Source organism: Acinetobacter sp. CFCC 11171, from assembly GCF_003268405.1.
Classification (GTDB): Bacteria; Pseudomonadota; Gammaproteobacteria; order Pseudomonadales; family Moraxellaceae; genus Acinetobacter; species Acinetobacter amyesii.
In genome coordinates this window covers 62,274-85,198 of record NZ_LQXP01000011.1, presented here as the reverse complement: position 1 = coordinate 85,198, position 22,925 = coordinate 62,274, and the positions used below count along the sequence as shown (strand labels likewise).

Sequence of the window (22,925 nt, the reverse complement as noted above, 5' to 3'; positions counted from 1 at the left end):
ATTACAGGCTTTTATTAGACTAGAAGAGTCTGCGCCCACACAAGCTGGCAATAGCTTGTTGTACCAAGTGCTCAGGATTTTCATGACCTAAACCTTTTATTGACGCGTCTAAACGAAGTAATAGGGCAGGCCAAGTCAAAAACTCGTTGGCATTTAAACGGCGTAACGCTTGTTGATACAGCCCGACTTTGGTTTTCCAAATACCAATTTGCAAGGCATTTTGTGGCTGCTCAAACAGTTGCATCAGCAAACGCATTTCCTTACTGATACTCCATAAAATCAGCGACATCGGCTCGCCTGAAGCGATTAAGTATTGAAAGATTTTTATCGACTGTGCCAAATTTCCTTGCAGCATGGCATCATTTAAATCGTAAGTGGTATAGCGTGACTGATCTTGTAAGCAAGAGTACAGATGATCTATCTGGATCATCTCTGCTTCAGGAAAAGTATCTGCGACACGCATTAAACTATTTTTTGCAGCCAGTAAGTTGTGCTCATGATGCTGTTCTAGCCATTGCCAAGCATCATTGGCGAGTTTAATGCCGAGCTTTTGTGCTTCAACGGCCAAAATTTGCTGACGATCTTTAGGGTAGTTTGCAGTCAGTGCAACATTGACTCCATTGGCATCAATGGTTTGGAAAAAATTGGTCTTTAAACTCGCACTGTCTTGCTTCGGCATGACCACGAGCAGCAAGTTACTTTCATTTTGCTGCAAATAGCTTTTTAACAGTTTTAGTCCATTGGCATCGGGTTTAATGCTGCCATGTGCCTCAATTGCCAATTGACTGGAAAATAATGACAAGCTATTTAAAGCATTAAAGACATTTTTCCAATCAGCAGCAGAGCTAATGTCATACCGTTGACGCTCGACTTCTCGAGTGTTCCAACTCTTACGAAATGCATCGAGGAGATTTTGTTCAAGTAGTGGCTCTTGACCATGTAGCACCCAGGCACCTTGCGCTTCATCTACACGTTTTAATGCCTGAAGATAGTCAAGTTTCATAAATCAAAATTACTCAGCTTTGGTTGGTGCAGTTAGTGGGTTCGCTTTTGGTAAACGGTTTGATGAAATTTGGCGCACGATCTGTTGTGCAATGTCATCAATAATCACTTGTTTTAAATATTTTTCTTCTTGGTCATCAGTGTTTACGGTTGCAACGTCATATTGGTAGCTACGTGTTGCCATCAATGTACGTGGTTCAGTCACAGGGTTACCTTGAGCATCTTCGATTTGGAATGTCACATTCAAACGCAATAAAGTCTCAACCAATTTACCATTGAGTTCTAAACGTCGTGGAGTGTAATCCAACACATGTAAGACATAGGCATTTTGATTATTGCTCAATTGCACGCCCGCAGAACCTAAATAAATCGCTAACTTTTCATGTAAGTCATCCGTATCTTCAGGAAGTGCCAATCGCATATTGGAATAGGCTACAGGTACAGCAGCAGGGTTGGTGCCTTTTAAATGAAAACCACAACCGACCATGCCTGCGCTCAGGCCCATAGTTAATACAATTGCAGCAACACGTTGAACCAAGTGCATAAAGTGTCCTCTGTTTCCCGAAGGGATAATGTTGAAATCCTGTGTGGATTGTAAAGTCAAAGCCCGTTGACTCGCAACGGGCTTTGTTTGGGAATTGTTTTTTAATCCCTCCCGACCTCCCTTTAAAAAAGGGAGGAGATCCGATTTTTTGTTGGGAGCGGGAAGTCCCCCTTTTATAAAGGGGGATTTAGGGGGATTAAATTAAACCACCAAATTCACTAATTTATTCGGCACCACAATTTCTTTCTTGGTTGGACCAGTCAAGAATTGTTGAACTTCAGGTAATGCTTTTGCTTGTGCCAAAATGTCATCTTTAGAGGCATCGACAGACACTTCTAATTTGCCACGAAGTTTACCGTTCACTTGCACTACAATCGTTTGTGTATTGCGAGTCAGCGCAGATTCATCTACCGCAGGGAAGCGTGCTGATGTTAATTCGATACCAAACTCAGCCAATAAGGTTTGGCTTAAATGTGGTGCAAACGGAGCAAGTAAAGTTAGAAGGGTAATGATTGATTCACGTGCAACGGCAACGTCATTGTCATCTTTGGCTTCAAACTTATTGTTTGCATTCAAAAGTTCCATCATCGCAGCAATCGCGGTGTTGAAGGCGTGACGACGTGCAATGTCATCACCCACTTTTTGAATGGTTTCGTGTGTTTTACGACGCAAGTCTTGTGCAGCGGTAGATAGTGTCGCTTTCTCGATGTTTGCAGCAGAGTTCCCTTGTTCAAGGAAACCAGATGCTAGGCGCCATACACGTTTTAAGAAACGGTTTGCACCTTCAACACCTGCGTCAGACCATTCTAGTGATTGATCTGGTGGCGCAGCAAACATCATGAACACACGCGCAGTATCTGCGCCGTATTGATCAATAATCGCTTGCGGGTCGATACCGTTATTTTTCGATTTCGACATTTTCTCTTGACCACCAACGATAACGTCCTGACCATCTTCTTTATATTTAGCAGAAGTGATACGACCTTTTTCGTCTTTTTCAAGTTCGATGTCAGCAGGGTTAAACCAAGTCTTCTTACCTGAATCAGCTTCACGGTAGTAGGTATCCGCAAGCACCATACCTTGAGTAAGCAAGTTGGTGAATGGCTCGTTACCTTGTACCACACCTTCATCACGCATCAATTTGTGGAAGAAGCGTGCATAGAGTAAGTGCAGAATCGCATGTTCAACACCACCGATGTATTGGTTCACAGGAAGCCAAGTTTGACCCGCTTCAGGTTTCACCATGCCATCCGTAAAGTCTGGAGATGCGTAACGCGCATAGTACCAAGACGATTCTACAAAGGTATCTAGCGTATCTGTTTCACGACGAGCATCGCCACCACAGCATGGGCAAGTGGTTTCATAGAACTCAGGCATTTTGTTGAGTGGATTGCCTGAACCGTCTGGAACCACGTCCGTTGGCAATACAACTGGAAGCTGTTCTTCAGGTACTGGAACCTGACCACATTTTTCACAGTTGATCATAGGAATTGGACAACCCCAATAACGCTGACGAGAAACACCCCAGTCACGTAAACGGAATTGAACTTTTACATTTGCAAGCTTTTGAGGCTCAAGTTTTGCAAGGAATGCATCGAATGCGCCTTGGAAATCTAAACCGTCAAATTCGCCTGAATTCACCAGTTTGCCTTCTTTAGAACCGTACCATTCTTGCCAAGTGGTTGCGTCAAAGTCTGCATCGTCTGCACCTTTGGCATCAATCACTTGCTTGATGGTTAAGCCATATTTGTTGGCAAATTCGAAGTCACGTTCATCGTGTGAAGGCACTGCCATCACCGCACCTGAGCCGTAAGACATCAAGACGTAGTTTGCGATCCAAACAGGAACTTCTTCACCTGTAACTGGGTGCTTCACAGAAAGACCAGTTGCCATGCCTTTCTTTTCAGCAGTCGCAAGATCAGCTTCTGCAACAGAACCCATACGGCACTCTTCGATAAATGCAGCAAGCTCAGGATTGCTTTCCGCAGCTTTAAGTGCCATCGGATGTTCTGCTGCAACCGCAACATAAGTCACACCCATGAGTGTGTCAGCACGAGTGGTAAATACAGTTAAACCATCTGCATAAACGTCTGGATTCGCTGAAGGGAAGGTAATTTCCATACCCTGTGAGCGACCAATCCAGTTACGTTGCATGGTTAAAACTTGCTGTGGCCAGCCGTCTTTTAATTTTTCTAAATCGTCAAGTAATTCTTGCGCATAGTCAGTGATGCGGAAGTAGTACATTGGAATATCACGTTTTTCGACCAATGCACCAGAACGCCAGCCACGACCATTTTCAACTTGTTCGTTTGCTAAAACAGTTTGGTCTACTGGGTCCCAGTTCACTGTTGAAAGCTTACGGTAAATTAAACCTTTTTTATAAAGCTGTACGAATAACCATTGTTCCCAGCGATAGTATTCAGGTGTGCAAGTTGCAAATTCACGATCCCAATCTACAGAAAGACCTAACTTTTTAAGCTGATTACGCATGTAATCAATGTTTTCAAAAGTCCATTTTGCAGGAGCGACTTGATGGGCAATCGCCGCATTTTCAGCAGGTAGGCCGAAAGCATCCCAACCCATGGGTTGTAGCACAGTTTCACCTTGTAAGCGGTGGAAACGGCTGATCACGTCACCAATCGTATAGTTACGCACATGACCCATATGCAGTTTGCCACTTGGATAAGGGAACATAGAGAGGATATAACGACGTGGTCCTTCTACTTGGTCGGCAACTTTAAAGGCTTTGCGATTTTCCCAGTCTTGTTGGACTGTAGGTTCAATCGCACTGGCTTGATATTCAGGGTCAATGTGAGTAGTCATAAACGTAAATAGAAATAACGGTTAAAAAGTTTGTGCTACAGCATAGCGCAAAATACGCCTAGAGTGAATTTTGCGATGCTGTGTAGATGTAAATAATTTAAGTCAAAATTGAAGGCTTTGGCGTAAATTATTGTGGTGCGGAGGCTGCGGCTTGACCTTGGCGGAGCGCTGCATTGGCTTTGCGTTGTTGTTCCGCTAGTTGCTCATTTTGTTCATTCGACTGTTCGGCTTCACGTGAAACCTCTTCTTGGTTTTTTGCTGGAGTTGATTGCGTAGTCGTTGTTGCACCATAGGTATTCACTTTACCTTTACGCTGCGCATTTTTTGGCGGTGGCGTGGTGGTGTAATGCGTTGAACCTTTTGCATCCACCCACTTGTAATATTCTTTCGCTGAAAGGTCCAAACTGGTCAGGCAAAATGCCATGCTAGATAAAATACAGGCAGTGCGAGCAATCGTCGTCTTCATCATAAATTCAGTCCCAAAGTTATAGTGATCATGCAAAATTATGCTGAAAATTTTGCGCTTTTTTGACAGTAGAATCTATGCATTTTTTAGCACAAAGGATAAAAGGGGCATCGTTTGGGATGAATAACTTTGTGAATGATGAATTGTGGAATTAATAAGCAATCAAAATATTGTATTTTTATCATTTAATCCATGCCTTAAGTTGAAAGTGAGGCAATTGAATTAAAAACCCACAGCAATTCATTTAATTTATTTATTAGATTTATAAAAGTATTTTATTAAATACATGCTAACTGGTTATAAATAAACAAACTACAAAGAATGCAAAGAACGGGAGTGTGCTTAAAAAACAAACGGTCTGTAAGTAATCAGAAAAAAGCCCATTTTTAAACTTGACTTTAATGGTTGAAACTACAAAAATGCTGTCTTTAGTTTTATATGCCTTAGATCGATCACCCTTCGAATGAGTGCATTTTAGCAATGGACTTCTTCTCTAGCCGAGAGGTTGAACAAAGCCAACAAAATATGTTTATCCCAACATGTTTTAGACCCCATATTGCTCAAACAGCAAGCAGGTCAGATTTTTTTCTTATTGCTATGAAAACTATGAAATTTGTGTGCTATAACAGAGCACACAGTTAATGAATTAACCACGACAAATGCCCTCCATTTGTGCGTGAAAAAAGATTAGGGTGAATCACGTTGGAACTTTTATCTGGTGGTGAAATGCTTGTTCGCGCTTTAGCGGACGAAGGCGTTGAACATGTTTTTGGATACCCAGGCGGCGCAGTACTGCATATTTATGATGCGCTATTTCAACAAGAAAAAATCAATCATTACCTAGTGCGCCACGAGCAAGCTGCTGGTCATATGGCTGATGCTTACTCACGTGTCACAGGTAAAACAGGTGTCGTATTGGTGACATCTGGTCCTGGTGCAACAAATACCGTAACTCCAATTGCAACTGCCTATATGGACTCAATCCCAATGGTGATTTTGTCAGGTCAGGTTGCAAGCCATCTTATCGGTGAGGATGCGTTCCAAGAAACGGATATGGTCGGTATTTCGCGCCCAATCGTAAAACACAGCTTCCAAGTACGTCATGCAAGCGAAATCCCTTCGATTATTAAGAAGGCATTTTATATCGCTTCAAGTGGCCGTCCCGGTCCTGTTGTTGTTGATATTCCAAAGGATGCGACGAATCCTGCAGAGAAATTTGCTTACGAATATCCTGAAAAAGTGAAAATGCGTTCGTATCAACCGCCGCATCGTGGTCACTCTGGTCAAATTCGTAAAGCAATTGATGAATTGATTCATGCTAAACGCCCAATTATTTATTCAGGCGGTGGTGTGGTTCAAGGCAACGCTTCTGCACAGTTGACAGAACTTGCACATTTATTGGGTTATCCAGTAACCAGTACCTTAATGGGTCTTGGTGCGTATCCGGGCAATGATGAACAATTCATTGGTATGTTGGGTATGCATGGTACTTATGAAGCCAATATGACGATGCACAATGCAGATGTGATTCTGTGTGTAGGTGCGCGCTTCGATGACCGTGTAACCAATAACCCAGCGAAATTCTGTCCAAATGCGAAAGTCATTCATATTGATATTGACCCAGCAACGATTTCAAAAACAATTATGGCGCACATCCCAATTGTGGGTGCAGTAGAGCCTGTATTGACTGAAATGTTGGCTCAATTAAAGCAATTGAATGTGTCTAAACCAAATCCTGAAGATATCGGGGCTTGGTGGAAACAAATCAATGAATGGCGCCAAGTTCATGGTTTGAACTATGACAAACCAACTGATGGTTCGATGAAGCCACAGCAAGTTGTTGAAGCATTGGATAAAATTACCAATAGTCAAGCCATCATTACTTCAGACGTTGGTCAACACCAAATGTTTGGTGCGCTTTACTACAAATACACACGTCCACGTCAATGGATCAACTCAGGTGGTCTAGGAACCATGGGTGTAGGTTTGCCATATGCTATGGCAGCTAAACTTGCCTTCCCAGATCAACAAGTAGTGTGTATTACTGGCGAAGCATCCATTCAGATGTGTATCCAAGAACTATCTACATGTAAGCAATATGGCTTGAATGTAAAAATTCTATGCTTGAATAACCGTGCATTAGGTATGGTTAAGCAATGGCAAGACATGAACTACGAAGGTCGTCACTCAAGCTCGTATGTTGAGTCACTTCCAGACTTCCCTAAATTAATGGAGGCGTATGGTCATGTAGGTATTCAAATTGACCATGCAGATGAACTCGAGTCGAAGCTTGCTGAAGCGATGGCGATCAATGACAAGTGCGTGTTTATTAACGTGATGGTTGACCGTTCAGAGCATGTATATCCAATGTTGGTTGCTGGCCAGTCAATGAAAGATATGTGGTTAGGCAAAGGAGAGCGCACACAATGAGACATATTATCTCTGTACTTGTAGAAAACGAAGCAGGTGCGCTTTCACGTTTGGTAGGTTTATTCTCTCAGCGTGGTTATAACATTGAGACATTAAACGTAGCGCCAACAGAAGATCCGACGCTTTCGCGTTTGACTTTAACCACGTATGGCGATGAGCATAAAATTGAACAAATCACCAAACAACTCAACAAGCTTGTCGAAGTTGTTAAAGTTGTTGATTTGTCTGAAGGTGCTCATATTGAACGTGAATTGATGTTAATTAAAGTCAAAGCACTTGGTTCAGCGCGCGCAGAAATTAAACGTACTGCGGATATTTTCCGTGGACAAATCGTAGACGTAACACCAACGACATATACCATTCAAATCGCAGGTACAACTGAAAAGATAGATGGTTTTATTGATGCCTTAGCTGAAAATACAATTCTAGAAGTTGTACGTTCAGGTGTTTCAGGTATCGCACGTGGCGAAAAAGTTTTAACTATCTAATTTTATATATTCACCTCACTCCTATGGGTGAGGTACTTGAAACGTGAATAATCAAACAGAATCACGGTATCAAGTTAAAGGAAACGAAAGCATTTTAGCGGAGACAGCAATGCAAATTTTTTACGATAAAGACACAGACTTATCTATCATCCAAGGCAAAAAAGTAGCAATCATTGGTTATGGTTCACAAGGCCATGCTCATGCGCTTAACCTTAAAGATTCAGGCGTTGACGTAACTGTAGGTCTACGCGCTGGTTCTACTTCTTGGAAAAAAGCTGAAAATGCTGGTCTTAAAGTTTCAGAAGTTCCTGCTGCTGTAGCTCAAGCTGACTTAGTTATGATTTTGACTCCAGATGAGTTCCAATCACAACTATACCGTGACGTAATTGAGCCAAACATCAAGCAAGGTGCAACGCTAGCATTTGCTCATGGTTTCTCTGTTCTTTATAACCAAGTTGTTCCACGTGCTGACCTTGACGTAATCATGGTTGCTCCAAAAGCGCCTGGTCATACTGTACGTTCAGAATTCCAACGTGGTTCAGGTGTACCTGATCTTATCGCTGTTCACCAAGATGCTTCTGGTAATGCACGTAACGTTGCGCTTTCTTACGCTTCAGGTGTTGGTGGTGGCCGTACTGGTATTATCGAAACTTCATTCCGTGAAGAAACTGAAACTGACCTTTTCGGTGAGCAAGCAGTTCTTTGTGGTGGTGCTGTTGAATTGGTTAAAATGGGCTTCGAAACTCTTGTTGAAGCTGGTTATGCACCAGAAATGGCTTACTTCGAATGTCTACACGAACTTAAATTGATCGTTGACTTAATGTTCGAAGGCGGTATCGCGGACATGAACTACTCAGTATCAAACAATGCTGAATATGGCGAATACGTAACTGGTGTTGAAGTAATCAACGAACAGTCTCGTGAAGCTATGCGTAATGCGCTTAAACGTATTCAATCTGGCGAATACGCGAAGATGTTCATCCAAGAAGGTGCGTTGAACTATCCTTCTATGACTGCTCGTCGTCGTCAAAACGCGGCGCATGGTATCGAAGTAACTGGTAACAAGTTACGTGCGATGATGCCTTGGATCCAAGCGAACAAAATCGTTGATAAAGAGAAAAACTAATTTCTTGAATCAATTGATTTGAATACGAAGACCCACTCATTTTGAGTGGGTTTTTTAATATCTAAAGTTACGTGCCTTAAAAATAGAAAAGTAGTGCTCTCATTCCTTACGCGTCACTCAGAACAGTGTGCTGCCTCGTTGTACTTCGTACAAAACAATGTTTTGTACTCGTTCATACTTTGGATCCAATCGAACAAAATCGTAAGCAAAGAAAAGAATTTATTTAATTATCTTTTGAGTTTTATGATACAAGGAACCCAATATTAGCGTGGGTTAGAATAATGATTTTATATAAATATGTGAGTTTTGAAGCTGCTTTAACGATTTTGAAAACAAAATCTCTAGGTTTTTCACATTTAGAAGATTTTAACGACCCATTTGAATGCACTGGTTTTGGTTTTTATGATTTGGATGTACCGACATCCGTAGCAATAGGGGCATTCCGTAATCAGTTTTCTAGAAAGTATGTGATTTTAAGTTTGACTAGAACCGCTTTAAATCCACTCATGTGGTCACATTATGGGGATAGTTACAAAGGTGTTGTGATCGGAATTGACACATGCAAAGCAGGTTTTGAAGATGGTGATCAATTTATTATTCCTTCAACAAAAGGAGAGTTGAGATATTTAAAAACAGCGCCGAAGCAGGCCAATGTGGCAAGTGTTGAAAAATTAATGTCTGTAGGAAATTCAAATATTTTAAATTGGGATAATGAAGAAGTTTTAATAAAGCATGGTTTGCTTTATAAAATGCAGGAATGGGCATACAAAGAGGAAGTACGTATTGTAAAAAATATTAGCGATGCTCAATTCGGGTATCACTTTTCTACAAAAACACATGCATATATCAATGACCAACTTTGGCAAAGAGTCCAATTGCAAACGCGTCCAATTTATACGTTAAAATTGCCTGAAGAAGCCTTTATTGAAGTATATGTTGGGAAAAATGCATATATTGATCTTAGAAGAAAGCAAGAGCTTGTGAAGCCAGTAATTGATCATAAGGTAGATCAGTTTGAATTGCTGAAAGATCTATGTATTCAATTTAATCTGATGATTTGAGTTGTAGGTGGTTTCAAAACTCCTATATTTGTGTCATCTGTGTTGAATTTAGGTTGTGATAGAGTAGGCATTATTCATGCTGTATGGAGTGTGTAATTGCAATGAAAATATCAAAAATCTCTCTTTTACTCGCTCTTTGTCTACCAGTGGTGAGTTTTGCACAAGAGGCAGATATAACACTGCCTGAGTTAAAGCCTTTACCTGATGTTCGGATATCCATGCAGCGGATGCTTCGCTCGACTGAAGGACGCTATTTCTTAGATTTGTATGCTGGTATATGGAATCCGCACGGGACTTTGACTGATCTGCAAGAGCCCAAACAAATTAACTTTAAAGGGACTCAAAAAGCAGATTTTATAGATCTGAATTCAGTCAATGTTGGGACTGAACAAAGTGCTGCAACAGCTTATCGATTAGCAGGAACATTGAATGCAAATACAGGCTCGTTTAAAGCTGAACTGACGGAACAAACGGCACCACCATCTACAAGTTATCTACAGTTTGAGCCTGCGTTTAAAGCTGTAGATAAACCTATCCTGCTGTTTAAGTTTTATGGGGTGCAATCCGCAGACCAACCTTATGGGAAGTCTCTAAAACGCGTAGATGTGATTAATAAATCAAATGGCAAAGTACTACAGTCATTACAAGGCTTTAATGCCTTTGGTAATAGTATGGGATTCTTAGATGTAAACTTTGATGGATACTATGATGTTGTACTATCAGATACCTCTGATGGTCGAAAAATAGAAGATAAGCGATTTATTTATTGGATGTACAATCCTAAAACGAAGAATTTTCAACGCTCACCACAATTGGAAAAAATTGCTGGCTTCCCAAAATTAAAAGGAGAGTTGCAGCAGATTGACTTTGGATCAGGTCAAATCTTTCGAGTCGATCAAGGATTGCTTTATCCAGTCAGTGAGTAAGTTAAATTTTTTAAAAAGCCCCATAACTTGGGGCTTTTTTATTTATAGAACTTTCTAAAGAAGAATGCAGATATTTTAAAATGAGGTAGTCGGTATTTTGAATAAAAAATCAAAGTAAAAAGAGCGTTGAAAGAGCGGGACTGAATTTCATTATACGTGATAATTCATGTAATAAATGAGATTCTAAAAATGTGAAAAACAAAAATCTGAAATTTAAAGAAAGAAAATATGATTTACAAAAGCTTAATATTGGAAACTAAGCCGTGTTTCAAAACCTGTAATTTAATACAAAGGCTCAGTATTTGGTGACGTAATTCTTGTATTGCGTTCAAAAGACATACCTGAAAGTGGTGATTATACATTTGAGATTCTATTTAAAATTTAAATTTAATCGGTCTTTACTATTAATATGGTTGAATATTCACGTAGTATTGGTTTGTTTGAAAATTATTTTGAACTATTTCACAAATATTTGGTGAAATATGTAACAGTCTATATTATTTTTAATGTTACTAAATTTAATAAAAACAATAAGATATAATATACCAAAAAATAGGGATATGAAAAAAATCCCCAAAATTTGGGATAAAGAGGAAAATTAAATAAAAACATAAAAATTGAAAATATTTAATATATAACAAACACATAATTTAAATATTTGTAAAAAATAATATTACATGGATATTCGTGTGAAATTTCCATATTAGGTTCTTTTTTTCTCAACATGATTAAGAATGAGTCAGCACCTAGGGGAAGTGAAATTAATTGGATTTTATTAATAAATACCTTGGATGCGCATACTAATAAATCTCTAAAGAGAATGGAGTAATTGCTATGAATAAATTAATCAAAGTAACGATGTCAGCATTAGTTTTAAGTTTAGGGACAGCAGCATATGCTGGTGGTAAACCAGGCGGTGGGCACCCAGGCGGTGGTGGGCACCCAGGCGGTGGGCACCATTCTGGAAACCATGGTTGTGGTTCTTCAGGTGATTGTAAGGGTAAGATTGATATTGATTTGGTAGTAGAAAAACACTGCGATCTTGATATTGATGAATCACTACTAACTTTGGATAAAACCAACAGTTATACAGACTCAACAAAGTTCCAAGTTCGCACCAATGCAAATTATTTCTTGGCAATTACAGCGCCAACGACTTTAGCTAATGGAAGTCGCACTGTTCCTGTAGCTGTAACGACAACCGGTGCTGGTGGTCTTTATAGCAGTCCTACAGTAATTAATTGGGATGGTACAGAGCATGAATATACTGTTCAGGCTTCATCAGCAGGTTTAGATGCAATGTCGACTTATGCTGGTACCTACAAAGGTACATATAATGTCGAAGTCAAATTCTAACACCTAGATAACTTCATACTCATAGTTGGAGGTGTTTTTAACACATCTCCAACTTCTTTCTTCATAAAAGAATAAGAGGTGGATATATGTTTCGATCATTGATTTTTATTCTTTTGGGGGTGGTTTGGACGTTGACTGCACATGCTGGAATTCAATTTAGTCCCATTCAAATGTATCTTAAAGACCCTACAAGACAAAAAAGTACAACTGTAGTTGTGGAAAGCACGGGTTTATCGACATCAAAACTTTTTGAGGTTTTAGCTTTTAAGTGGTCTCAAGATAATAAAGGTGAAGATATATTGATCGAAGATGAATCGATCTTATTTAACCCTAAAATTTTTGAACTTAAGCCTGAGTCAAAGCAGTTGGTGCGTGTTGGATTTACTCAGCCACCAGTATTGGCAACTGAAGGTACGTGGCGAGTCATCTTTAAAGAAGTAACGCCAGTTGCTGAAAACACAGCGATTAACTTTTTATTTAACTTTTCATTGCCTTTATTTGTGGGACCTCAAGCAGACCCTAAACTTTCAGTTAATTTGAAAAAGGCAGATGTATCACAAATAATCTATGTTGAAAATAAGGGGAGCTCTCATGTTAAGTTGACTGAGTTACAGGTTATAGATGCTAAAGGTATAACGATGACCAAAATGGCACTAAGCCAATATGTGCTTGGTGGTAATACTATTGAAATACCATTAGAAGGTTTTAAAACTAATGGTGAAATTAAAATTAAAATTAAAACAGAAGATGATGAGAAATACTTAGAATTTATGATCAAAGGGTGATGCTATGATAAAAAGAAATTTTTTTTTATTTATGGTTGTTACTGTAAGCCAAGTGAGCTTAAGTGCTGAAGTGCTTACACCAACGTCAGACCAGCAGCTCAACACAGCCATTGTCAATATTTGGGTCAATGGTGTGGACTATGGAGTGGAAAGTGTTGCTTTTGATCGTTTAGGAAAAAAATTTATTGAATGTACAGCATTATCAAATATTGGAATTGTGGTTGAAAAGTTAGAAAAGGACAGTGTTAAAAAAGATTTTTGTAGTTTGGCAAGCCCTTCCATTACCTTCACTGAAGATCCATCACTCCAGAGCTTAAATATTACCATTCCCGCTGAGTACTTCGCCAATTCGAGCAATAATCTTGTGTACAACACTCCGAGTAAAGCAAGCTTTGGTGGATTTTTAAATTATAGCTTGTTGTACTCACGTGATGAGGTTGAAGAAGAGTTTAATACCTTAGCAGAGCTTGGTATTTTTAAAGATTATTGGTTATTTAAAAATTCATTTATTTATAGAAATAATCCTCTTGATACTGAGAGTAAATTTCTCAGGGTTGAAAGTGTATTTGAATTAGAATTCCCTGATAAATTTTGGCGTTTGACATTAGGAGATAACACGACACCTTTAAACAGTTTAAATAATTCATTTCGCTTTGGTGGGCTTAGTTTTGGAACCAATTATATCGCACGCCCAGACTTTGTGTACTGGAATAGTCCAACATTACAGGGGAGTGCTGCAGTACCTTCAACGGTTGATTTATATTTGAATGGAGTCAATCTGTATCGAGAAAATGTTGGACCTGGAAATTATTCACTACCAACCAGTGGTTTATTAAATAAATCAGGAAATGCACAAATTGTTGTAGAAGATATTCTGGGTAATCGGACTGTTCGAAATTTTCCTATATATATTAATAACCGTTTGTTAAAGCCAAAGTTGGATGAATTTAATATTTCTATAGGTAAACTTCGGTACGGATATGATGAAGTGGAAAGTGATTATCGAGATTTTTTTACTAAGCTTTTATATCGTAGAGGAATTAATGATTACTCGACGCTTGGTACGGATATGCTATATAGCGATAAAGTCCAAAATGTGAGTTTATTGTGGACTCAAGCCATTAAGAATTATGTTTTATTAGATACGATATTATCAGGAAGTAACGCAGATGATAATAATGGTTATGCAGCTTCTTTAGGAATAAGTCGTGACTTTGCTTGGTGGTCTGTGGGTATGCAAAGTCAAATATATTCAAAAGAATATAGGTATTTAGATCTTGAGGATACTCTAACGTATAAAAAAATGACCAATCTATTTTATTTGACTCTTACAAATCTTAATTATTTGGATAGTGTAGGATTAAATTATATTGATCAGACTTATTATAACAATGATGAAGTGAGTCTTGATGATCGTAAAGTGCTTAATCTGAGTTTAGGTAAGAGATTGACACCGAAGTTAGATGTCGCTTTTGGATATTTTAAAGATTTTGGTGGGGATAGCGATTCAGGATTTAATATTGTCTTTAACTATGATTGGGGTGATCGACGTCGGCTAACTTTGGATCATTATACACAAAATGAAAGTACCCGTTTGAACTATTCTCGAACCACAATTGGTCAAGAAGGGTTTGATTATACCGTGGGTGTTAACCATATGGATAATGAGGTTAATTTAAATGGATACGGACTGTGGAAAACAAATGTTGGTGATTTGAGGCTCTCGCATGATGAATATAGTGATGGACGATTAAGTCAAGTGAATTTTAATGGCGCATTGGTTTGGTTGGGTAATCAGGTTGCTTTAACTAAATATGTTAATAATTCATTTGCTTTGTTAAATGTAAGTGATCATGCAGATTTAGATATTTACCGTTCTTCATCTTTGATTGGGAAGACCAATCAGAAAGGATATATGTTTGTACATAATATTATTCCATATATTCAATATGACTTATCTTTTGATCAGAACCAATTAAATATGGATGAAACTTTTGATTATGCTTCGAAGAAAATAGTTGGTTTAGATCAGCGAGGGTATAAAGTTAATTTCCCAATTTATCAAACTAAGCGAATAGCAGTTCGTTTAATTGATGCACAAAGGCAACATTTGATTCGTGGTGCTCAAGTCGTCGTCAACGATAAAACTGCAGAACCATATTTTGTAGACAGTAAAGGAATGGTTTATGTTTATGTAACTCAAGCAGCAGCGTATAAATTTTTTGTAAATTTACAAGGAGGTCAAACTTGCCAAGCAGATGTGGTTATTTCGCAAAAGCAATTCCTAGACCCGGAACACGAGATTTTGGATGTTTTATGTAAATAGGTGAATTATGAAAAAATATATAATATTGGTGTTGAGTGCGTGGATGGCAACATCAGCACAAGCAACACAACAATGTGCAATTGATGGTTTTTCAAACTCAAATATGCGATTAAGTAGTTATAGGCATAGTCAAGCTGCAACTTCATTTAATGTGCGTTGTGATCAAGGTTATTCGATTGTTTTTAACAGCGAAAACCTTACCAATGCAAGTGGAACAAGCTATGTTTCCAATGGGCCTTATAAGTTGCGGACCCAATTAAATTTGCAAGGTGCTGGGCAAAATTTATGGGGGGTTCAATTAAGACAAGCACCATCTGAAAGACAGAAATATGTAATTGCCGTTCAACTGCAAGATAATCCCTATAATGGTGTGCCTGCAGGTGTGTATAAAGATAGAGTTTCTGTTGATATAATTTTTTAAAGAGAATGGATATGCAGTATTCATTATTTTAGTCCAAGATTTCATATGTGACTCTTGGACTTTTTATTTATAAGTATGTTAATAAGCGGGTTTTCATTAATTTATTGTGGTCATAAAATATTCACATGTGTGTTCTAAGATTGAATAAAATATAACGATATAAGAGTGTTTAATGAATCTGCTCAATTATCCAACGCAGTTTGAACAACGATCGAATAAATTATTCAAATTTTCTTTCAAAAATCAGAACCTCAATCCTAAATTTCAACATAACTATTCAATTCAAACACTAATCCGGCCCCCTCTAAAAATCGCCATTGTTACAGATACGTGGGCGCCAGAAATTAATGGTGTTGCACATTCTTTATTGCAGTTGTGTAAAGGCTTGCAGCAACAAGGCAACTCAATTTTTTTAATACGTCCTGAACAGTCCGAAAGTTGTCATGATTTCAGACCTGATCAAGAGTGTTTGGTTCGAGCGCAGTCGATTCCTAAATATTCAGGTTTACAATTTGGCTGGCCGCAATTGATCAAACTCAGTAAAGCTTTAAAAAAAGCCCAAGTCGACATTGTGCATATAGTCACTGAAGGACCTTTGGGATTTGCTATGCTTCAACTGGCGCGTTCTTTACAGATTCCTGTGTCCAGTGGTTTTCATTCGGCCTTTCATGATTTTAGTCGCTTCTTTGATTTAGCGTTTTTAATGAAGCCTGTACAACATTATTTACGATGGTTTCATAACAATACTCAACTCACCTGTGTCCCGAGCCAAGATACTGCGGATGCCTTGCATCGATTAGGTTTTAGTTGTCCATTGGTGGTGGTGGGGCGAGGTGTGGACCATAGTCAATTTTCTCCCTCACATTATCGAGCAGAACTGAGACAACAGTGGCAAGCAGATGAACATACCCGCGTGATGCTCTATGTCGGTCGGCTATCTCCTGAAAAAGAGGTGGATGTTTTAATTTCAGCCTATCGTTCGATGTTGGCCATGGATGCACGAACGAAATTGGTCATTGTGGGGGATGGGCCAGATCTTGAACGATTAATGCAACTGGCAAAATCCCTAGATGTTATTTTTATGGGAAGTTTAAGTGGTCAGGCTTTATCGGAAGCCTATGCCAGTGCGGATGTTTTTGTTTTCGCAAGTCAGGTTGAGACCTTTGGTAATGTGGTTTTGGAGGCAATGGCCAGCGGATTGCCTGTGATTGCATATAATGCCGCATGTGCCCAATTGCACGTGAGAAATCAGCAAACGGGATGGTTATGTCACTTATCTCGAACCGATGAATTTATTCGTCTCATGCAGCAATTGCCGCAACGCGCTAAATTAAAAACCATGGGCATCGAGGCGGCAAAAGACGCTGCTAAAATCGGATGGCAATATCCCGTACAGCAATTTGAGCAAGCGCTATATCGCGTGGTGGACCAAGCCATGATGAGCCAATGGAGCTAGCGCTATTGGTTGTATAGAGAAGTTGAGCATCCTCATAATCAATATTCATTGAACTGTCATCAAAGCATCATTGCACTGTCAAAAAGAGAACCTAAGCTGAGTTAAACACAGATCTCAACTTGTAAAAATAACAACACAAATCTAGCTCAACCCCAACACAGTCAGGCTTTGACTGTAGATAGGAGATTAGCGATGAATTTTAAAAATGCAAAAACAAGAATGCTGCATCTCGATTTAAAAGGCTGTATTTATCTCAATCATTTTTCGCATCAACAAGTTGTTGCTGACATATTTAAAATGGTGAGTCGACTTGGTGATGGTGTGTTTTGGTATGTCATGTTGGCGACGGTCTGGATCGTGCAGGGCATGTCTTACAGTGTACAAATCGTCTATGTATTACTGGGTGGTTTCGTCGGCACCTCGATCTATAAACTCCTCAAAAAGAAAACTGTGCGCCCAAGACCGTACCAAGTGCATCAAGTGATTCGCTTAGGTGAACGCCCTCTAGATCATTTTAGTTTTCCATCGGGGCATACTCTACATGCGGTCATGGCAACAACAGTGCTGGGCTATATTCAACCCATGTTGTTGGTCTTAATGTTGCCCTTTAGCTTATTGGTGGCATTATCCCGCATGATCTTAGGATTGCATTACCCGAGTGATGTTGCCGTCGGTGCTGCAATAGGCGCTGCAGTGGGTACCGCAATTATTCTCTGTGCACCTCTTTTTGGTTTGGTTTTATAGTTTGATGTGGAGATCTTAATTGCAAAATCTGGTAATAAAAAAATTAAAAGGGTTTATCACGTCCAATTGCTGAAATTTGTTAAAGTAAGCCATCATTCTATAGACGATGTTAGGAAGACCCATGGGTTTACGCTGGACAGATACCATTGATATCGCAATTGAGCTGTATGAAGCTCACCCTGATGTTGATCCGCAATGGATTCGCTTTACTGACCTACATGCATGGGTATGTGCATTGCCAAATTTCACTGATGACCCTGAAAAGTCGACTGAAGGTCTGCTTGAGGGAATTCAGATGGCCTGGATTGATGAGGCAAGTTAATCCCTACATCGAAAAAAGCAATTTTTTTGTATAGCAAAAGCAGAAAATAGCGCATTATTCGGTATAATGCGGCAAATTTTTCACGTCAAATTGACTTAAGGAGCCTCTCATGGCTATTGAACGTACTTTATCTATCGTTAAACCAGACGCAGTTGCTAAAAACCACATCGGCGACATCTTTGCTCGTTTCGAAAAAGCTGGTCTTCAAATCGTTGCAACTAAAATGAAACACTTGACTCAAGCTGAAGCTGAAGGCTTCTACGCTGAGCACAAAGAACGTGGTTTCTTTGGTGACCTAGTTGCATTCATGACTTCTGGTCCAGTTGTAGTTTCAGTTCTTGAGGGCGAAAACGCAGTTCTTGCTCACCGTGAAATCCTTGGCGCAACTAACCCTAAAGAAGCTGCTCCTGGTACTATCCGTGCAGACTTCGCTGTAAGCATCGACGAAAATGCTGCTCACGGTTCTGACTCTGTAGCATCTGCTGATCGTGAAGTTAACTACTTCTTCGCTCAAACTGAGATCGCTCCACGTACTCGTTAATTCGAAGTATTCAAACCAGATAAGTGGTATACTGCTTGTCTGGTTTTTTATTCTCTGAATAATTCTTTGCTCAAATACTGAGCATCTCCTTTGATCTTTAGACATGGTTTAGGTAAATACACATGAGTACTGAAGTAGTCGCTACATCAGCTGTTTCTGATGCACAGCAACAATCTCCATCCGCTCCGACGCAGCAAAACACTGTGGAGAAAGTGAATTTACTGGGCATGTCACGTCCGCAAATGGAAAAATCTTCGAAGATATGGGGGAGAAAAAGTTCCGTGCTGGGCAGGTGATGAAATGGATTCATCAGTTCTTCGTGACTGATTTTGCTGAAATGACCAATATTTCTGGAAAATTGCGTGAAAAACTAGAAAAGATTTGTGAAATTAAAGCGCCTGAAGTGGTGCATAAAAATTACTCAAAAGACGGTACTCGTAAATGGGTGTTCCGTGTAGGTGAAGGTGCAGGTTCATTGGTTGAAACTGTGCTCATTCCTGCAGAAGATAAAACCGGCGCACGTAAGACCTTGTGTATTTCATCACAAGTGGGCTGTGCTCTGGACTGTTCATTCTGTTCAACTGGTAAACAAGGCTTCCAACGTGACTTGAGTCAAGCTGAAATTATTGGACAGCTTTGGGTGGCGAACTTCTCTTATATGGAAGATGTGACAGTTGCGGATCGTGAACGTTCAGTGACCAACGTAGTGATGATGGGCATGGGTGAGCCGCTGTTGAACTATGACGCCGTATTGAATTCAATGCGTATCATGTTGGATGACTTTGCGTATGGTATGTCGAAGCGTCGTGTGACTTTATCAACCTCAGGTGTAGTGCCTAAAATTGACCAATTGGCACAAGACATTGATGTAGCCTTGGCAATTTCACTCCATGCGCCAAATGATGAACTACGTAACGAACTAGTTCCGATCAATAAAAAATATCCGTTGGAACAGTTGATTGCAGCGTGTCAGCGTTATATCGCAAAAGATGGTAATGAAAGTTCGCGTAAACACGTGACCATCGAATACGTGATGTTAGATGGTGTAAATGACCATCCTGAACATGCACAGCAAATGTTAAAGCTGTTGAAAAACTTACCAAGCAAAATTAATTTAATTCCGTTTAACCCGTTCCCGCATGCGCCATACGGTCGTTCAAGCCGTAACCGTATTATTTCTTTCCAAAAAACTTTGTCTGATGCCGGTTTTGTGTGTACGATTCGTCAGACACGTGGTGATGATATCGACGCTGCGTGTGGACAACTCGTGGGGCAAGTTGCTGACCGTACTCGTCGTGCGGAGCAATGGAAAAAGAAAGTTGCGCAGCAAAATGAGATACTGCGCTCACAAGGATAATAAAGAGGCAGCCAATTGAAAAAGTTAACGTATAAGTTCACTTTCGTTTCAGCTTTATGTGCATCGGTTTTGGCATTAACAGCATGTCAAACGCCTGAGATTGGGAAAAAAGACCCAGAGAAAGCCGTAAAAATCAGAACGCAATTGGCTGTTGAACACCTGAAAGCAGGGGATTTGGACTCTGCTAAACGTGCATTAGATCAGGCTTTAGAGGTGGATTCTCGCGATTCCCAAGCCAATATGATGATGGGTGTCTTACTACAACGAGAAGGCAGTCCAGCCAACTTAGAAAAAGCAGATAGTTATTTTAAGCGTGCAATTTCAGCAGACTCAAAAAATTCTCAAGCACGTAACAACTACGGTACGTATTTATATCAAGTTGAGCGCTATAATGATGCGATTGAACAGTTCAGCATCGCAGGTTCAACTTTAGGTTATGATCAACGTTTCAAAGCATTGGAAAATTTAGGTCGTATTTACCTGAAAGTGGGTGATGTGGCGAATGCTGAAAAATCATTCAAACAAGCTTTGCAGGCTAATCGTGATTCCTATGTTTCAATGTTAGAGTTGTCTGAAATCTTTTATTTGAATCAGCAGTTCCCTGCTGCCACACAAATGTATGAACAATTTGTACGTGCAGTAGGACAAAAAAATCAGGGTGCGCGTGCACTCTGGATTGGCATTCGAACAGCGCGTGCCAATGGCGACAATTTGGGTATGCAAGTACTGGTCAACCAGTTACGTGCTTTGTTCCCAGAAAGTCCTGAATACCAACGCTATTTGCAATTACAGTACAGTACTGAGGCCGTATGGAAGTAAATCCTAATTCACCGCAATCGAATGGTTCGAGCGTAGCTCCAAATGCATTAGGAAATGTACAACGCCCAGGTGAGTATTTACGTCAAGTACGTATTACGCAAAAACTGGAACTTGAAGCTGTCGCATCAGAACTCAATATTCCATTAAAAACACTGACTGCACTTGAGCAAGATGATTATAAGTCATTGCCTGAAGCGACCTTTATTAAAGGTTACTACCGCACTTATGCCAAATATTTAAAAGTTGATGCAACCAATATCATTCAACGTTTTGATGATATTTATGCTAACGATACGGGATTGTTGCCAAATCACGCGTTAAACAATTCACCGATTAAAATTATGGGTAAATTACCCGGTTCTAACCGTGACCGTAATCGTAAATGGATCAAACGTGGTCTGATTGCATTGGCTGTGTTGGTAGTCATTGGTGCGATCGTGGCAGCGATTCAGGGTATGACCTCGGGCAGCGATAATGAAGACGCTGTGACCAGTGATGTCGCTTCAGAAGTTCAAGTCCTCGACATGAATGGCGGAAATGCAGCGGTCAGCGGTGATCAATTGACATTGACCTTCAGTAGCCCAACTTCAGTACATATTGTTGATTCGACGGGTAAGGTGTTGGCGACAGGTCGTCAAGCATCGACGCTCAACTTAAACGGTGAAACACCATTCCAAATTCGTTTGGATGATGCAACAGTAGTGTCATTAAGCTTAAATAATGAAAATATTTCATTGTCACCATATACCGTAAACGGCAAAGCAGATTTCCGTTTATCACGTTAAGGGACAACAGAGCAGACTGAACAATGATTGAAAATCCAATTAAGCGCCGTCCAACGCGTAAAATTAAAGTAGGTTCGGTGTATGTCGGTGGTGATGCGCCGATCAGCATCCAAAGTATGACCAATACTGAAACCTGTGATGTCGAAGCGACCGTGGCACAAATTCAGCGCTGTGTAGACGTCGGTGCGGACATCATGCGTGTTTCTGTACCGAGTATGGAAGCTGCTGAAGCTTTTGGTGAAATTCGTAAACGTGTGCAAGTGCCATTGGTTGCCGATATTCACTTTGATTATAAAATTGCTTTACGTGTTGCAGACCTTGGTGCAGATTGTTTGCGTATTAACCCGGGTAATATTGGCTCAGAAGCTAAAATTCGTGAAGTGGTAGCTGCTGCACAACATAATGACATCTCTATGCGTATTGGTGTCAATGCCGGTTCACTGGAAAAAGATATTCAAAAGAAATATGGTGAGCCTACAGGTCAGGCTTTGCTTGAATCTGCAATGCGCCATATTGATATTTTAGACCGTTTAAATTTCCATGAATTTAAAGTGTCAGTCAAAGCATCGAATGTCTTTCTGACGATGGATGCGTACCGTTTGTTATCTAAACAAATTGATAACCCATTACACTTGGGTGTGACTGAAGCAGGTGTCTACCGCACGGGTTCAGTCAAATCTGCTATCGCTTTAGGTGGTTTGTTAATGGAAGGTATTGGTGACACCATGCGTATTTCATTGGCAGCAGAGCCTGAAGAAGAAATCAAAATTGGCTTTGATATTTTAAAATCATTGGGCTTACGTTCGAACGGCATTAACTTTATTGCATGCCCAAGTTGTTCACGCCAAGAGTTCAATGTCATCAAAGTCATGCAAACATTGGAAGAGCGTTTAGAAGATATTCGTACCCCAATGGATGTATCGGTGATTGGTTGTAAAGTAAATGGTCCGGGTGAAGCCAAAGAAGCCGATATTGGTGTAGTAGGTGCAAGTCCGCGTTCACTGGTGTATCGTAATGGCGAAAAGAGCCATTTAATTGACACAAATCAGTTGGTTGACGAAATCGAAGCGATGGTTCGTCAACGTGTTAGCGATCTTGAAGACGCTAAAGCTAAAGAGATTATTCGCACAAGTTTTTCTGAGTAGAT

General features: G+C 39.9%; 20 protein-coding genes and 1 pseudogene. 17 read left to right on the top strand and 4 right to left on the bottom strand.

All coding sequences use genetic code 11. The features are described from left to right. Positions 1-19: 19 nt before the first annotated feature. From holA to AVJ20_RS07440, 4 genes are all read right to left on the bottom strand, one after another. A complete protein-coding gene (gene holA, locus AVJ20_RS07455) occupies positions 20-1,003 on the bottom strand; it encodes a DNA polymerase III subunit delta (RefSeq protein WP_111884753.1) in 984 nt (327 codons plus the stop codon). 9 nt (positions 1,004-1,012) lie between these two features. Further along, a complete protein-coding gene (lptE, locus tag AVJ20_RS07450) occupies positions 1,013-1,546 on the bottom strand; it encodes an LPS assembly lipoprotein LptE (RefSeq protein ID WP_078192675.1) in 534 nt (177 codons plus the stop codon). Between the two features lie 201 nt (positions 1,547-1,747). Then, positions 1,748-4,369: a leucine--tRNA ligase gene (leuS, locus tag AVJ20_RS07445; protein ID WP_111884752.1), complete on the bottom strand. Its 2,622-nt coding sequence runs from the start codon at positions 4,367-4,369 to the stop codon at positions 1,748-1,750. A gap of 127 nt (positions 4,370-4,496) precedes the next feature. Then, entirely contained in the window at positions 4,497-4,838 is a 342-nt protein-coding gene (locus AVJ20_RS07440) for a DUF4124 domain-containing protein (protein ID WP_228157178.1), read from the bottom strand. A gap of 699 nt (positions 4,839-5,537) precedes the next feature. On the opposite strand from AVJ20_RS07440, the gene AVJ20_RS07430 reads away from it, so the two are divergent. From AVJ20_RS07430 to ispG, 17 genes and pseudogenes are all read left to right on the top strand, one after another. Beyond that, positions 5,538-7,265, top strand: coding sequence for an acetolactate synthase 3 large subunit (locus AVJ20_RS07430; RefSeq protein WP_078192673.1), 1,728 nt, complete (start codon positions 5,538-5,540; stop codon positions 7,263-7,265). Beyond that, positions 7,262-7,753: an acetolactate synthase small subunit gene (gene ilvN, locus AVJ20_RS07425; RefSeq protein WP_078189625.1), complete on the top strand. Its 492-nt coding sequence runs from the start codon at positions 7,262-7,264 to the stop codon at positions 7,751-7,753. The genes AVJ20_RS07430 and ilvN overlap by 4 nt, the downstream gene beginning before the upstream one ends. A gap of 109 nt (positions 7,754-7,862) precedes the next feature. Continuing rightward, entirely contained in the window at positions 7,863-8,879 is a 1,017-nt protein-coding gene (gene ilvC, locus AVJ20_RS07420; RefSeq protein ID WP_078192867.1) for a ketol-acid reductoisomerase, read from the top strand. A gap of 281 nt (positions 8,880-9,160) precedes the next feature. Continuing rightward, complete coding sequence (locus AVJ20_RS07415; protein ID WP_111884750.1) at positions 9,161-9,940, top strand: DUF2971 domain-containing protein; 780 nt, start codon at positions 9,161-9,163, stop codon at positions 9,938-9,940. Between the two features lie 101 nt (positions 9,941-10,041). Beyond that, positions 10,042-10,866: an XAC2610-related protein gene (locus AVJ20_RS07410; RefSeq protein WP_228157177.1), complete on the top strand. Its 825-nt coding sequence runs from the start codon at positions 10,042-10,044 to the stop codon at positions 10,864-10,866. A gap of 834 nt (positions 10,867-11,700) precedes the next feature. Beyond that, positions 11,701-12,222, top strand: a complete 522-nt coding sequence (locus tag AVJ20_RS07405; protein WP_111884748.1) for a hypothetical protein — start codon at positions 11,701-11,703, stop codon at positions 12,220-12,222. An 86-nt stretch (positions 12,223-12,308) separates the two neighbouring features. Beyond that, positions 12,309-13,007, top strand: a complete 699-nt coding sequence (locus AVJ20_RS07400) for a molecular chaperone (protein ID WP_004278365.1) — start codon at positions 12,309-12,311, stop codon at positions 13,005-13,007. A 4-nt stretch (positions 13,008-13,011) separates the two neighbouring features. Further along, positions 13,012-15,333, top strand: coding sequence for a fimbria/pilus outer membrane usher protein (locus AVJ20_RS07395; RefSeq protein ID WP_111884747.1), 2,322 nt, complete (start codon positions 13,012-13,014; stop codon positions 15,331-15,333). Positions 15,334-15,340: 7 nt separating this feature from the next. After that, positions 15,341-15,754, top strand: coding sequence for a hypothetical protein (locus AVJ20_RS07390; protein WP_004278363.1), 414 nt, complete (start codon positions 15,341-15,343; stop codon positions 15,752-15,754). A 172-nt stretch (positions 15,755-15,926) separates the two neighbouring features. Beyond that, positions 15,927-17,210: a glycosyltransferase family 4 protein gene (locus tag AVJ20_RS07385; protein WP_111884746.1), complete on the top strand. Its 1,284-nt coding sequence runs from the start codon at positions 15,927-15,929 to the stop codon at positions 17,208-17,210. A gap of 192 nt (positions 17,211-17,402) precedes the next feature. After that, positions 17,403-17,954 carry a phosphatase PAP2 family protein gene (locus AVJ20_RS07380; protein WP_111884745.1) on the top strand — a complete coding sequence of 184 codons (552 nt, stop codon included), beginning with the start codon at positions 17,403-17,405 and terminating at the stop codon, positions 17,952-17,954. A 121-nt stretch (positions 17,955-18,075) separates the two neighbouring features. Next, positions 18,076-18,276, top strand: coding sequence for a Fe-S cluster assembly protein IscX (iscX, locus tag AVJ20_RS07375; RefSeq protein WP_078189615.1), 201 nt, complete (start codon positions 18,076-18,078; stop codon positions 18,274-18,276). A 109-nt stretch (positions 18,277-18,385) separates the two neighbouring features. Beyond that, complete coding sequence (gene ndk, locus AVJ20_RS07370) at positions 18,386-18,817, top strand: nucleoside-diphosphate kinase (protein ID WP_078189614.1); 432 nt, start codon at positions 18,386-18,388, stop codon at positions 18,815-18,817. 122 nt (positions 18,818-18,939) lie between these two features. Beyond that, positions 18,940-20,174: pseudogene (rlmN, locus tag AVJ20_RS07365) on the top strand (23S rRNA (adenine(2503)-C(2))-methyltransferase RlmN). A gap of 15 nt (positions 20,175-20,189) precedes the next feature. Then, entirely contained in the window at positions 20,190-20,993 is an 804-nt protein-coding gene (gene pilW / locus AVJ20_RS07360; protein ID WP_078189612.1) for a type IV pilus biogenesis/stability protein PilW, read from the top strand. Then, entirely contained in the window at positions 20,984-21,778 is a 795-nt protein-coding gene (locus AVJ20_RS07355) for a helix-turn-helix domain-containing protein (protein WP_111884744.1), read from the top strand. Before pilW ends, AVJ20_RS07355 begins: the two co-directional genes overlap by 10 nt. A gap of 23 nt (positions 21,779-21,801) precedes the next feature. Then, positions 21,802-22,923, top strand: coding sequence for a flavodoxin-dependent (E)-4-hydroxy-3-methylbut-2-enyl-diphosphate synthase (ispG, locus tag AVJ20_RS07350; RefSeq protein ID WP_078192661.1), 1,122 nt, complete (start codon positions 21,802-21,804; stop codon positions 22,921-22,923). Positions 22,924-22,925 lie beyond the last annotated feature (2 nt).

Excerpts from the sequence above, each read along its gene's own strand:
- ilvC (WP_078192867.1), top strand. The coding sequence starts at position 7,863 with ATGCAAATTTTTTACGATAAAGACACAGACTTATCTATCATCCAAGGC.
- AVJ20_RS07400 (WP_004278365.1), top strand. The coding sequence starts at position 12,309 with ATGTTTCGATCATTGATTTTTATTCTTTTGGGGGTGGTTTGGACGTTG.
- holA (WP_111884753.1), bottom strand. The coding sequence starts at position 1,003 with ATGAAACTTGACTATCTTCAGGCATTAAAACGTGTAGATGAAGCGCAA.
- AVJ20_RS07380 (WP_111884745.1), top strand. The coding sequence starts at position 17,403 with ATGAATTTTAAAAATGCAAAAACAAGAATGCTGCATCTCGATTTAAAA.
- ndk (WP_078189614.1), top strand. The coding sequence starts at position 18,386 with ATGGCTATTGAACGTACTTTATCTATCGTTAAACCAGACGCAGTTGCT.
- AVJ20_RS07355 (WP_111884744.1), top strand. The coding sequence starts at position 20,984 with ATGGAAGTAAATCCTAATTCACCGCAATCGAATGGTTCGAGCGTAGCT.
- AVJ20_RS07395 (WP_111884747.1), top strand. The coding sequence starts at position 13,012 with ATGATAAAAAGAAATTTTTTTTTATTTATGGTTGTTACTGTAAGCCAA.
- ispG (WP_078192661.1), top strand. The coding sequence starts at position 21,802 with ATGATTGAAAATCCAATTAAGCGCCGTCCAACGCGTAAAATTAAAGTA.
- AVJ20_RS07410 (WP_228157177.1), top strand. The coding sequence starts at position 10,042 with ATGAAAATATCAAAAATCTCTCTTTTACTCGCTCTTTGTCTACCAGTG.
- AVJ20_RS07440 (WP_228157178.1), bottom strand. The coding sequence starts at position 4,838 with ATGATGAAGACGACGATTGCTCGCACTGCCTGTATTTTATCTAGCATG.
- lptE (WP_078192675.1), bottom strand. The coding sequence starts at position 1,546 with ATGCACTTGGTTCAACGTGTTGCTGCAATTGTATTAACTATGGGCCTG.
- AVJ20_RS07385 (WP_111884746.1), top strand. The coding sequence starts at position 15,927 with ATGAATCTGCTCAATTATCCAACGCAGTTTGAACAACGATCGAATAAA.
- AVJ20_RS07415 (WP_111884750.1), top strand. The coding sequence starts at position 9,161 with ATGATTTTATATAAATATGTGAGTTTTGAAGCTGCTTTAACGATTTTG.
- AVJ20_RS07405 (WP_111884748.1), top strand. The coding sequence starts at position 11,701 with ATGAATAAATTAATCAAAGTAACGATGTCAGCATTAGTTTTAAGTTTA.
- leuS (WP_111884752.1), bottom strand. The coding sequence starts at position 4,369 with ATGACTACTCACATTGACCCTGAATATCAAGCCAGTGCGATTGAACCT.
- AVJ20_RS07390 (WP_004278363.1), top strand. The coding sequence starts at position 15,341 with ATGAAAAAATATATAATATTGGTGTTGAGTGCGTGGATGGCAACATCA.
- ilvN (WP_078189625.1), top strand. The coding sequence starts at position 7,262 with ATGAGACATATTATCTCTGTACTTGTAGAAAACGAAGCAGGTGCGCTT.
- iscX (WP_078189615.1), top strand. The coding sequence starts at position 18,076 with ATGGGTTTACGCTGGACAGATACCATTGATATCGCAATTGAGCTGTAT.